The organism is Roseococcus microcysteis (assembly GCF_014764365.1).
Taxonomy (GTDB): Bacteria; Pseudomonadota; Alphaproteobacteria; order Acetobacterales; family Acetobacteraceae; genus Roseococcus; species Roseococcus microcysteis.
The window spans coordinates 3,267,853-3,278,827 of the sequence record NZ_CP061718.1 but is presented as its reverse complement, the minus strand read 5'-3'; the positions used below and the strand labels follow the sequence as shown (position 1 = coordinate 3,278,827).

The window sequence follows — 10,975 nt, the reverse complement described above, 5'->3', positions numbered from 1 at the left end:
AAGCATCAAACGCCCTCGTGCAGCGAAGCTGCCGCGAGGGGGGTTGAGGCGTAGTGGCTCAGCCACCGCGTGTCGCCCTCGAAGAACGGCCTGAGGTCCGCCATGCCGTGCTTCAGCATCGTGATCCGCTCGATGCCCATGCCGAAGGCGAAGCCCTGCCACTCGCGCGCATCCAGCCCGCAATTGGCCAGCACGCGCGGATGCACCATGCCGCTGCCCAGGATTTCCAGCCAATCGGTGCCCGCGCCGAGTTCCCCCGTCTTGCGGTTCCAGCCGATATCCACCTCCATCGAGGGCTCGGTGAAGGGGAAATAGCTGGAGCGGAAGCGCACCGGCAGGTCGGAAATGCCGAAGAAGGCGCGCAGGAAATCGGTCAGGCAGCCCTTGAGGTGGCCGAGCGTGATGCCGCGATCGATGACCAGCCCCTCGACCTGGTGGAACATGGGGCTGTGCGTCGCGTCATGGTCGGCGCGATAGGTGCGGCCGGGCGCGATGATGCGGATGGGCGGCTCCTGCCCGATCATGGTGCGGATTTGCAGGGGCGAGGTCTGCGTCCGCAGCACGGTGCGCCGGCCATCCGTCTCGCCGGGCAAATAAAACGTGTCCTGCTCCTGCCGCGCCGGATGATGGTCCGGGATGTTCAGCGCGGCGAAGTTGTACCAGTCGCCCTCGATGTCCGGGCCCTCCACCACGCGGAAGCCCATGGCGCCGAAGATGGCCGTCAGTTCCTCGATGGTGCGGGAAATGGGGTGGATGCCGCCCTTGCCGCCCGGGGCGAAGGGGCGCGGCGGCAAGGTCACGTCCAGGCGTTCGGCGGCGAGCCGCGCATCCAGGGCGGCGGCTTCCAGCACGGCGCGCCGCGCCTCGATGGCCGCTTCCAGCCGCGTCTTCAGCGCGTTCACGGCGGCGCCGCGGGCCTTGCGCTCCTCGGGCGGCAGGGCGCCCAGCGTCTTGAGCAGCCCGGTCAGCGCGCCCGCCTTGCCCAGCGTGGCCACGCGCACCGCGTCCAGCGCGCGCAGATCGGCGGCGGCGGCAAGCTCCGCCTCGGTCCGTGTGGCGAGTTCGGCGAGGTCATCCGACATGACAATGGTCCCGAAACATGAAAAAGGGCCGCCCACGCTTGCGCGCAGCGGCCCTCCGAAACACGACGCGTAACCCGGGCGGTCAGGCCTGGGGGCGCGCTTCCTTGGCCTTCTGGACGATCTCCGCAAAGGCCGCGGGCTCGTCGAAGGCGATGGTGGCCAGGACCTTGCGGTCCATCTCGATGCCCGCCGCCTTGATGCCCGCGATGAACTGGCTGTAGGTCATGCCATGTTCGCGCGTGGCGGCGTTGATGCGCTGGATCCACAGGCCGCGGAACTCACGCTTCTTGTTGCGGCGGTCGCGATAGGCGTATTGCAGCGCCTTCTCGACGCGCTGCAGCGCCGCGCGGTAGGTCGTGGACGAACGGCCGACATAGCCCTTCGCCAGGTCCAGGACCTTCTTGTGACGGGCATGGGCGGTAACGCCGCGCTTGACACGTGCCATCTGCTCTCTCCTCTAGCCGCGCTTTACCGGGACAGCCCGTAGGGCAGCCACTGCATCACCGTCTTGGCGTCCTGCGGCTCGAGAACCTGGGTGCCCCGGTTCTGGCGCTTGGCCTTCTGGCTGCGGTTGGAGAGCATGTGCCGCTTGCGGCCCGGGCCCGCGAGGACCTTGCCGGTGGCGGTGATCTTGAAGCGCTTCTTCGCGCTCGAGGTGGTCTTCATCTTGGACATTCGGGCCCTCCGATCGGTGGGTTGGGGCGGCCCCTGACTGCCACACCATGTGGCGGAGGCACGCACGCCCGGCCAGGCTGTCCAATGGCCATGGTCGGGCGGGAGGCAGGCTTCTACAGGCGGGGCGGCGCGGAGTCCAGCCCGGGCCCGGCATCTCAGTCCGGACGCGGCGGGGCGGGCACCACGGGCGGCGGCGGCACCAGCCCGCCGGCGACGGGCGCCAGGGCCTCTCGCGCCGGCGCGGGGGCCAGGGCGGGTTCCGTGGTCGGTGCCAGCGTCGGGGCGGGCGCGGGCGCCGCCGCGGCGGGCGCCATCACGGCCCCCGAGGGCGCCTCGGCCGCCGCGGGCTCCGTGTAGTCGGGCACGATGCGTGCCTGCGCCCCCTTGATGACCAGCACGCGGGTGCCGTTGGGCAGGGGCTCCAGGTCGCGCTGGGTCACGCTGACCAGCGAGCCATTGCCCTGCCGCACGACATATTCGATGGCATCTGTATTCGCGGTGGCGCGCTCGGCCGTGGTGCCGATGATGCCGCCCAGCAGCGCGCCGCCCACGGCGCCCAGCGCCGCGCTGACGCCGCCGCCGCCCGCGGCCCCGCCAACCGCGCCGCCCGCGGCCGCGCCGGCCGTGCCGCCCGCCGCGCCATCGGCCGCGATGGCGACCCGGCGCGAACCCAGCACCACCCCCTGCTCGACCGGGTTGGCCTGCTGCACGGCGGTGGTGCGGTATTCATCGGCCGAGAAACGGTCGGCGCAGGCCGCCAGCATCAGGAGCGCGAGGAGGAGGGCGAAGCGTCTCATGGTCCGCCAGATAGGCGCCTTGGGGCTGTTACGCCAAGGGCACCAATGGCCTATATCCGCCCCATGCGTGTTCCTTTCCGCAAAATGCACGGCCTCGGCAATGATTTCGTCATCCTGGACGCGCGCGCCCGGCCCTTCGACCTGCCCGCCCCCGCCATCGCCGCCATCGGCGACCGGCATCGCGGCGTGGGGTTCGACCAGCTCATCACCATCGCGCCCGCGACGGATGCGGACGTCACGCTGCTCTTCCACAACAGCGACGGCACCGAGGCGGGGGCCTGCGGCAATGGCACGCGCTGCGCCGCCAGCCTGATCCTGGCCGAGACGGGCAAGACGCGCATCACCCTCCGCACCGCCCATGGCCTGCTGGCCGCCGAGACCCTGGAAAATGGCCTGGTGCGCGTGGACATGGGCCAGCCGCGCCTGGAATGGGACGCCGTGCCGCTGGCCCGCGCCATGGACACGCTGCATGTGCCCATGGAGGCCGAGGGTGTTTCGGATGCGGCCTGCTGCTCCATGGGCAATCCGCACGCCACCTTCTTCGTGGACGACCTGGACGCGCTGGACATCAAGCGCATCGGGCCGATCCTGGAACATGACCCGCTGCTGCCGCAGCGCGGCAATATCGGCTTCGCGCAGGTGCTGGCGCCGGGCCATATCCGCCTGACGGTGTGGGAACGCGGGGCGGGGCTGACGCTGGCCTGTGGCTCCGGCGCCTGCGCCACGGTGGTAAACGCGGTGCGGCGGGGGCTGACGGAGCGCGCCGTCACCATCACCATGCCGGGCGGGGACCTTCAGCTGGAATGGCGCGCGGACGGCCATGTGCTGATGGCCGGCCCCGTCGCCACCTCCTTCACGGGCGAGTTCCCTGTTGGCTGAGACGCTGACCTTCGGCTGCCGGCTGAACATCGCCGAGAGCGAGACCATGCGGCGGCTCGCCGGCGGGATGGACGCGCTGATCGTGAACACCTGCGCCGTGACGGGCGAGGCCGAGGCCCAGGCGCGCCAGGCCATTCGCCGCGCGGCGCGGGAGCGGCCGGGGCGGCCCATCCTCGTCACCGGCTGCGCGGCGCAGATCAAGCCCGAGGCCTGGGCGGCGCTGCCGGGTGTCACGCGCGTTATCGGCAATGGCGCGAAGCTGGACCCTGCGCGCTGGGATGCGCCGGTGGCCGCCATGGACCGGGATGCGCCCATCGGGCTGGCGGCGGGCGGGGGCACGCGCGCCTTCCTGGCCGTGCAGCAGGGCTGCGACCATGGCTGCACCTTCTGCGTCATCCCCCAGGGACGTGGACCGGCGCGCGCCATGCCGGTGGACCAGGCAGTGGCGGCGGTGCGCGACCTCGCCTCGCGACATGCGGAGGTGGTGCTGACGGGGGTGGACCTGGCCTCGCACCCCGAACTGCCGGCGCTGATCCGCGCCGTGCTGCGCCAGGTGCCTGAATTGCGGCGGCTGCGGCTGTCCTCGCTGGACCCGGCCGCGCTGGATGACCGCTTCTGGGCGGTCTTCGCGGAGGAGGCGCGCCTTGCGCCCTACCTGCACCTCTCGGCGCAGCATGGCGATGACCTGATGCTGAAGCGCATGAAGCGCCGCCATTCCCGCGCCGACCTGCTGCGCGTGGCATCCCGCGCGCGGGCGCTGCGGGGCGATGTGGCGCTGGGCGCGGATTTCATCGCGGGATTCCCCACCGAAGCCGAGGCGCATTTCGCCGCCATGGAGGCGCTGGTGGCCGAAGCGGGCCTCAGCTTCCTGCATGTCTTCCCCTATTCCGCCCGCACCGGCACGCCGGCCGCGCGCATGCCGCAGCTTCCCATGGCGCTGCGGCGCGAACGCGCGGCGCGGCTGCGCGCGGCGGGTGCGGCGGAACGCGCGTGTTTCCTCGCCACGCGCATCGGCACCACCGCCGAGGCGTTGTTCGAGGCGGATGGCCGCGCCCATACCGAGCATTTCGCGCCCCTGCGCGTCGCCTCGCCCCCGCCCGCCGGCACGCTGCTGCGGCTGCGCGTGGCGGGCAGCGACGGCACCACCCTGACCGGGGAGAAAATCTGATGGCCCTGCGCGATCTCTGGAACCGTCTGCGCGGCAAGGAGGAGGGTGCCAAGCCCGAGGAGGCGGTCAAGGACGCGCCGGTGGAGGCGCTGAAGGAATCGCCTTCGGAACCCGTCCGGGAGCCGCTTCCGGAAGCGCCTCCCGAAACGGTCCAGGAAGCCCCGCCCCCGGTGGTGGAGGCCCCTCCTGCGGACGTGCCGCCGCCCCCACCCGCCCCGGCCCCGGTGGCGGTCGAACCCGAGGAACCGCGCGGCTTCTTCGCGCGGCTCAAGGCGGGGCTGTCACGCTCCACCGCCAAGCTCACGCAATCCATCACCGGCGTCTTCACCAAGCGCAAGCTGGACGACGAGGCGCTGGAGGAGCTGGAGGAGACGCTGATCAGCGCCGATCTCGGCGTCGCGGCCTCGCAGCGCATCGTGGCGGGCTTCCGCCGCACGCGCTTCGGGCGCGAGGCGACGGATGAGGAGATCAAATCCGCGCTGGCCGAGGAGATCGCGGCCATCCTGACGCCCGTGGCCCAGCCGCTGGAGATCACGCCCGCGCACGCGCCGCATGTGGTGCTGGTGGTGGGCGTGAACGGCACGGGAAAGACCACGACCATCGCCAAGCTGTCCGAGCAGTATCGCGCCCAGGGCCTGAAGGTCTGGATGGTGGCGGGCGACACGTTTCGCGCCGCGGCGGTCGAACAGCTGCAGGTGTGGGGCGAGCGCACGGGCGCGCATGTGGTGGCCCCGGCCAAGCATGGCGCGGATGCCGCGGGCCTCGCCTTCGACGCGCTGCGCGATGCGCGCGCGGCCGGCGCCGATGTGCTGCTGGTGGACACGGCCGGCCGCCTGCACAACAAGACCGCGCTGATGGACGAACTGCGCAAGGTGGTGCGGGTGCTGAAGCGCCATGGCGAGGCGGTGCCGCATTCCACCTTGCTGGTGCTGGACGCGACCACGGGCCAGAACGCCGTCAGCCAGGTGCGGGTGTTCAAGGAGATGGTGGAGGTGACGGGCCTCGTCGTCACCAAGCTCGACGGCAGCGCCAAGGGCGGCGTGGTGGTGGCGCTGGCGCAGGAATTCGGCCTGCCGGTGCACGCGGTGGGCGTGGGCGAGAAGGCGGCGGACCTGCGGCCGTTCGAGGCGCGGGATTTCGCGCGGAGTCTTGTCGGGCTGGATTGACGGCCCGACGCCATCAGCCCATCTCGGGCGCAGGACGGCGTGACCGGTCGCAGGGAGGTTGGCCCTCGTCACCATCGCCGGAGCGAAGGGGCCTGGCCAGCAGAACCCCCCGACCGTCCCGCCGACATGAGCGCGCTCGGTTGACGGTGCACCGTCACCGGCACTTGTCCATCCTGGATGATGTGTCCGGATGGCGGCGGCCGGCCCGCGTCATCTCCACCAGAGCAAGGGGCCCTGGCCGGCAGAACCCCGCATCCTGATCCATGCAAACGAAAGCGGCGCGGAGGTCTCCCCCCGCGCCGCCGCATCGGTCGGGCCAGCGCCCTGGACCGTTTACCCCTGCGCCGAGCTCACGATGGCGAAAGCGACGACCCGGGGCCGGGACCAGTTCCGGCCAAGCGAACGATGAGACACCGGATCACCTCCTTTCATTTGTTGCAGTGCGAAGTCTGCGCCCGCGCGGGCGCGTGACGCAAGCGCGGAATTGCTACGCCGCGTATCAGGCGGAAGCCTTGGCCGCCTGCACCACCCGCCCATCCTCCATGTCCACGATGCGGTCCGCGAGGTCGAGGATGCGCGGGTCATGCGTCACCAGCAGGATGGGCACGCCCCGCCCCTTCGCCAGGTCGCGCAGCAGCCGCACCACCTCCTGCCCCGTCTGCTTGTCCAGCGCGGCCGTGGGTTCGTCGGCCAGGATCAGGCCAGGATCACCCGCCAGGGCGCGCGCGATGGCCACGCGCTGCCGCTGCCCGCCCGAAAGCTGCGCGGGCTGCTTCTCCAGATGGTCGGAGAGGCCCACGGCGCCCAGCATCTCGCCGGCGCGCGCCAGGCGCTGCGCCTCAGTGCGGCGCCCGTCCAGTTCGAGCGACATCGCCACATTCTGCCGCGCCGTCAGAAATCCCAGCAGATTGTGGTTCTGGAAGATGAAGCCGATGCGCCGGCGCAGCCGCACGCGCTGGGCTTCGGTGGCGCCCAGCAGGGATTCGCCCAGCACCCGCGCCTCGCCCTCCTGCATGGCGCGCAGCGCGCCGATCAGCGTCAGCAGCGTCGTCTTGCCGGAGCCGGAGGGGCCGGTGAGGATCACGATCTCACCAGGCCCGATGCGCAAATCCACATCGCGCAGCACCTGCCGGCGCAACTCCCCCTCGCCATAGGCGAAGTTCACGCCCTTCAGTTCAACGGGCGCCTGCATCAGAACATGTCCGCCGGGTTGGCGTCGCGCAGCTTGCGCATCGCCAGCAATCCGGCCGCGAAGCACATGCCGAAGATCAGCAGGAAGACGCCCACGGCGCGCTCGGTGTACATCTCCAGCGGCAGGAAGGTCGCCCCCGCCACATAGCCATAGAGCAGCGTGGACAGCACGAAGCCCGGGATGAACCCCACGACCGCCAGGATCACCGCCGCCCCCAGCACCACCCGCGCCAGATAGCCGTTGGAATAGCCCATGGCCTTGAGCGTCGCGTATTCCGACAGATGCCCCGCGATGTCCGCGAAGAGGATCTGGTAGACGATCACCATCCCCACCACGAGGCCCATCACCGAGCCGAAGAGGAAGATGAAGCCGATGGGCGTGCCCGTCTCCCAATAGAGGCGCTCGCGCGCGACCATCTCCGCATGGGTCAGCACCAGCACGTCGCCCGGCAGCAGGGAAGCGAGGCGCGCCTGGGTGGCGGCCACATCCGCCCCCGGCCGCAGCTTCAGCGCGACCAGATCCGCGTTGGTGGCCTGGCGGGAGAAGACGCGGCGGAAATTCTGCTCGCTCAGCACCACATTGCCATCGGCGCCGAAGGAGGGGCCGACCTCGACGAGGCCCACCAGCTCCATCTCCCGCGTGCCGAGCTGGATGGGAAAGGGCCCGTCGCGCGCGAACATGGCGGCGACCGGCCCGAATTCGGGGCGGGAGAGCCGGTCGAAGGCGAAGGTGTCCGGCCGGCGCAGGGCGGCCGCGACATCGGCCAGCCCCGGGAAATCCACCGCCCCCGCATCGGCATCGAGGCCGATGAGCTGCACGGCGCGGCGGCTGCCCGTCTCGGGGTTCCGCAGCGTCACCTGGGCCAGATAGACGGGCACGGCGCGGTCCACCTCCGCATCGGCCAGGGCCTGCCAGGCGCGGGCGCGCGGGATGGATTCGGCGCGGAAGCTGGCCTCCGTCAGCGGGTGCATCAGGAACAGATCCGCCCGCATGGCGCGGAACAGATTGGTCGCGCTGTCGAACAGCGCGCCGCGGAAACCGAGCTGCATGAACACCAGAAGGCAGGCGAACATGACGCCCGCGATGGCGGTGGCCAGCCGCGCGCGGTCGGCCCGCAACTGCCGCCAGGCGAGGCGCAGCGCCAGCAGCAGCCCGGCCAGCACGCCCGGCTCGCGCCGTGGGGCTTGCGGGGGTTCGGCGGCCTCGCCCATGCGCTCCGGCGCCCAAGGCAGCAGCTTCACGGGGGGCGGGACCTCGTTCATCGGCGGGCCGCCAGCGGCGTGGTGCCATTGGGACGGATGGCCACCTGCACCTGCATGTTGCTGCGCCGGCGCACCAGGGCGGCGGCCTCCTCGGAGAGGGTCAGGCGCACCTCCACCGTGCGGGCGTCCACCGCCGCCACCGGGTCGGTGCCGGCCTGGGTGGTGCGGCGCACCTGCCAGCCGATCTCGCTCAGCGTGGCGGGCAGGCGGCGAGCCTCGCCGGGAATGATGATCTCGGCCGCGGCGCCCAGGCGCAGGCGGGCCACATCCGTCTCGAAGACATCGGCCACCACCTCCATGCGGCTGAGGTCGGCCATCTCCATCAGCCCGTCATTGCCCACCTGGTCGCCCGGCCGGGCGAAGATGCGCAGGATGGTGCCGGCGATGGGCGCCCGCACGCGGGAGAGTTCGGCATCGGCCTCGGCCTGGGCCAGCGTCGCCTCGGCCACGGCCACGCGCGCCTCGGCCAGGGCCAGATCCTCGGGGCGCGGGGCGCTGAGGGTGGCGAGTTCGGCCTCGGCCTGGGCGCGCTCCGCCTCCAGCCGCGCCAGGGAGAAGCGGGCGCGTTCGGCCGCCGCCTCGGCCCCGGCGCCGGAGGGCACGAGGCGCGTGGCCCGCGCCGCCTCGCGCCGGGCCAGTTCCACCTGGGCGGCCAGGCTCTCGATGCGGGCGCGCTGGGCCTCGCGTTCGGAGGGGCGGGCGGCTTCGCGCGTGCGCAGAAGGGCCGCGCGCTGTTCCGCGAGATTGCCGCGCGCCTTGGCGATGGCGGCGTCCTTCTGCGCCACATCCGCGAATTCGGCGAGCAACTGGCCGGCCACGACCTCCTGCCCCTCCTCCACATGCAGGGCGGCGAGGCGCGAGACGTTCATCCCCCCCGGCTGGTTCAGCCGGCGGATGCGCGAGGCGGGCTCGACGCGGCCCAGCGCGCCCACGCCCATGGCCTCGGGCAGGGTCGCGGCGGGCGGGGCGGGTTCGGGCGGCGGGGCGCCCTGGCCCAGCATGAGCCAGGCGCCGCCCAGCGCGGCGGCCCCCAGCACGACGGCCAGCAGAAGGGGGCGCTTCATGGCGACCCCGCCCGCGGCTGGGCCAGATGTTCGAGGGCGGCGCGCATGGCGGCCAGTTCCTCCGCGTCCATCGTGTACATGCCGAAGATGCGGCCCATGAAGAGCCCGTCGCCGGCGGCCATGATGGCCAGCGCATGGCCCGGCGGCAGCGCGTCCTGGCGCAGCCTGTCGCGGATATGGGCGAAGACGCGGCGGATGGGGTCCAGCAGCGCCGGGTCATGGTGGAAGGCGGCGAGGAAGACGGCGGCGGCGCGCTGGTGCTGCTCGCACACCATATGCGGGTCGTCGAAGGTCCAGGCCAGGATGGCGCGGGTGGTGCGGGCGGGGTGCGGGGGCTGGGCCTCCAGCACCGCCTCGAACTCGGCGGCGACGCCATCGGCCAGGCGGTTCAGCATGCCGGCCAGCAGCGCCTCCTTGGAGGCGAAATGGTAGAGCAAGCCGCCCTTTGACACGCCCGCCTCGCGCGCCGCGGCCTCCAGCGTGAGCGCGGTGACGCCGCGCGCCTGCACGATGCGCTCGGCGGCGTCGAGGATGCGGGTGGGCGCGTCAGGGGGCGGGGGGCGTTCCAGCATGCCCCTTCAGCTAGACCGGCTGGACGGTTTGTCAACCGTCCGGCCGGTATAGCGAATTTAGGAGCGGCTGATTCACCGCTCCGGCGACGCGCCTCCGCGGATCAGACGCTACGCCACCACCGGCTGAAACTGCGCCGCCAGCATCGCGTCCAGCATCGCCGCCGATTCCGCCTCCCACACCAGCCCCACGCTGACCACCCGCACCTGATCCCGGAACGCGGCCGGGATGCGGACCCAATCCTTGCGCGTGGTGACGGGGATGGCGTTCAGCCCGGCCGCGCGGTCCAGCAGGGCGCGCATATCGCCCTCGTCATAGGGGTAGTGGTCGGCGAAGCATTCGCTGCCCGCCAGCACCGCGCCGCCCACCCGCAGCGTGTTGAGGAATTTGCGTGGGTTGGCGATGCCGCAGAAGGCGAAGACATTCTCGCCCACCAGCGCCTCCATCTCCGGCCCCGGCGCCAGGTCGCCGCGCAGCACGGGCATGCCGGGCGGCAGGGCCGACAGCGCCCCCGTCTCGTCCGATCCGATCAGCACGGCGGCGGCGCAGCGGGCGGCGGCCATGGCCACGGGCTCGCGCAGCGGCCCGGCCGGGATCACGCGGCCATTGCCGAAGCCGTAATTGCCATCAATGGTCAGCAGGGAGAGCGTCTTGGTCAGCGTCGGGTTCTGCAGCCCGTCATCCATGATGATGGCGCCCGCCCCCGCCTCGACGGCGAGCTGCGCGCCGGCGGCACGGTCGGCGCTGACCCAGGTGGGGGCCAAGGCCGCCAGCAGCAGCGCCTCGTCGCCCACCTGTTCGCTGCCATGCTCCTCCGGGCGGACGCGCAGCGGGCCCTTCACGCTGCCGCCATAGCCCCGCATGAGGAAATGCGCCGAGACGCCCAGGGTGGACAGCCGCCGGCCAAGATCGAGCGCCAGCGTGGTCTTGCCCGCCCCCCGGCCGTGGCGCCGCCGCAGCAGAAGACGGGCACGGGGGCCTCCCAGCCCGGCCGCGCCATGCGCCGCGCCGTCGCCCCCGCATAGATCGCCGCGATGGGGGAGAGGAGCACAGGCCACACCCCCCCGTCGCGGCCCCAGAAATCCGGAGCCCGCATGCGTCTGACCAACCTTCCTTCCGC

12 protein-coding genes are annotated in these 10,975 nt (G+C 72.1%); 3 read left to right on the top strand and 9 right to left on the bottom strand.

Features of this window, described 5'->3' with window-relative positions; translation table 11 throughout:
* Positions 1 to 5 precede the first annotated feature (5 nt).
* The 4 genes from pheS to ICW72_RS15795 all read right to left on the bottom strand — a co-directional run bounded on the left by pheS (position 6) and on the right by ICW72_RS15795 (position 2,554).
* A complete protein-coding gene (gene pheS / locus ICW72_RS15810) occupies positions 6 to 1,082 on the bottom strand; it encodes a phenylalanine--tRNA ligase subunit alpha (protein ID WP_191083588.1) in 1,077 nt (358 codons plus the stop codon).
* Between the two features lie 82 nt (positions 1,083 to 1,164).
* Entirely contained in the window at positions 1,165 to 1,527 is a 363-nt protein-coding gene (gene rplT / locus ICW72_RS15805) for a 50S ribosomal protein L20 (protein WP_184382589.1), read from the bottom strand.
* 23 nt (positions 1,528 to 1,550) lie between these two features.
* Entirely contained in the window at positions 1,551 to 1,757 is a 207-nt protein-coding gene (gene rpmI / locus ICW72_RS15800; RefSeq protein ID WP_184382587.1) for a 50S ribosomal protein L35, read from the bottom strand.
* Between the two features lie 155 nt (positions 1,758 to 1,912).
* Complete coding sequence (locus tag ICW72_RS15795) at positions 1,913 to 2,554, bottom strand: hypothetical protein (protein WP_191083587.1); 642 nt, start codon at positions 2,552 to 2,554, stop codon at positions 1,913 to 1,915.
* Positions 2,555 to 2,617: 63 nt separating this feature from the next.
* Here ICW72_RS15795 and dapF point away from each other — a divergent pair, with 63 nt between their 5' ends.
* The 3 genes from dapF to ftsY all read left to right on the top strand — a co-directional run bounded on the left by dapF (position 2,618) and on the right by ftsY (position 5,767).
* A complete protein-coding gene (gene dapF, locus ICW72_RS15790; RefSeq protein WP_191083586.1) occupies positions 2,618 to 3,433 on the top strand; it encodes a diaminopimelate epimerase in 816 nt (271 codons plus the stop codon).
* Entirely contained in the window at positions 3,423 to 4,601 is a 1,179-nt protein-coding gene (locus ICW72_RS15785) for a radical SAM protein (RefSeq protein WP_191086290.1), read from the top strand. The genes dapF and ICW72_RS15785 overlap by 11 nt, the downstream gene beginning before the upstream one ends.
* Before the next feature lie 224 nt (positions 4,602 to 4,825).
* Positions 4,826 to 5,767 carry a signal recognition particle-docking protein FtsY gene (ftsY, locus tag ICW72_RS15780; protein WP_456300190.1) on the top strand — a complete coding sequence of 314 codons (942 nt, stop codon included), beginning with the start codon at positions 4,826 to 4,828 and terminating at the stop codon, positions 5,765 to 5,767.
* 499 nt (positions 5,768 to 6,266) lie between these two features.
* Here ftsY and ICW72_RS15775 read toward each other — a convergent pair whose 3' ends face one another.
* The 5 genes from ICW72_RS15775 to lpxK form a co-directional block, all read right to left on the bottom strand.
* A complete protein-coding gene (locus tag ICW72_RS15775) occupies positions 6,267 to 6,959 on the bottom strand; it encodes an ATP-binding cassette domain-containing protein (protein WP_191083584.1) in 693 nt (230 codons plus the stop codon).
* Positions 6,959 to 8,200 (bottom strand): ABC transporter permease DevC, encoded by a 1,242-nt coding sequence (gene devC / locus ICW72_RS15770; protein ID WP_223880630.1) that lies wholly within the window; start codon positions 8,198 to 8,200, stop codon positions 6,959 to 6,961. The genes ICW72_RS15775 and devC overlap by 1 nt, the downstream gene beginning before the upstream one ends.
* A gap of 17 nt (positions 8,201 to 8,217) precedes the next feature.
* Positions 8,218 to 9,285, bottom strand: coding sequence for an HlyD family efflux transporter periplasmic adaptor subunit (locus ICW72_RS15765; RefSeq protein WP_191083583.1), 1,068 nt, complete (start codon positions 9,283 to 9,285; stop codon positions 8,218 to 8,220).
* Positions 9,282 to 9,857: a TetR/AcrR family transcriptional regulator gene (locus ICW72_RS15760; RefSeq protein WP_191083582.1), complete on the bottom strand. Its 576-nt coding sequence runs from the start codon at positions 9,855 to 9,857 to the stop codon at positions 9,282 to 9,284. Before ICW72_RS15760 ends, ICW72_RS15765 begins: the two co-directional genes overlap by 4 nt.
* A 108-nt stretch (positions 9,858 to 9,965) precedes the next feature.
* Positions 9,966 to 10,913, bottom strand: a complete 948-nt coding sequence (gene lpxK / locus ICW72_RS15755; protein ID WP_456300162.1) for a tetraacyldisaccharide 4'-kinase — start codon at positions 10,911 to 10,913, stop codon at positions 9,966 to 9,968.
* Between the last annotated feature and the right edge of the window lie 62 nt (positions 10,914 to 10,975).

Bases quoted from the DNA above. Each gene is read 5' to 3' on its own strand.
- rpmI (WP_184382587.1), bottom strand. From the start codon at position 1,757: ATGTCCAAGATGAAGACCACCTCGAGCGCGAAGAAGCGCTTCAAGATC.
- ICW72_RS15795 (WP_191083587.1), bottom strand. From the start codon at position 2,554: ATGAGACGCTTCGCCCTCCTCCTCGCGCTCCTGATGCTGGCGGCCTGC.
- pheS (WP_191083588.1), bottom strand. From the start codon at position 1,082: ATGTCGGATGACCTCGCCGAACTCGCCACACGGACCGAGGCGGAGCTT.
- ICW72_RS15765 (WP_191083583.1), bottom strand. From the start codon at position 9,285: ATGAAGCGCCCCCTTCTGCTGGCCGTCGTGCTGGGGGCCGCCGCGCTG.
- rplT (WP_184382589.1), bottom strand. From the start codon at position 1,527: ATGGCACGTGTCAAGCGCGGCGTTACCGCCCATGCCCGTCACAAGAAG.
- ICW72_RS15760 (WP_191083582.1), bottom strand. From the start codon at position 9,857: ATGCTGGAACGCCCCCCGCCCCCTGACGCGCCCACCCGCATCCTCGAC.
- ICW72_RS15775 (WP_191083584.1), bottom strand. From the start codon at position 6,959: ATGCAGGCGCCCGTTGAACTGAAGGGCGTGAACTTCGCCTATGGCGAG.
- dapF (WP_191083586.1), top strand. From the start codon at position 2,618: ATGCGTGTTCCTTTCCGCAAAATGCACGGCCTCGGCAATGATTTCGTC.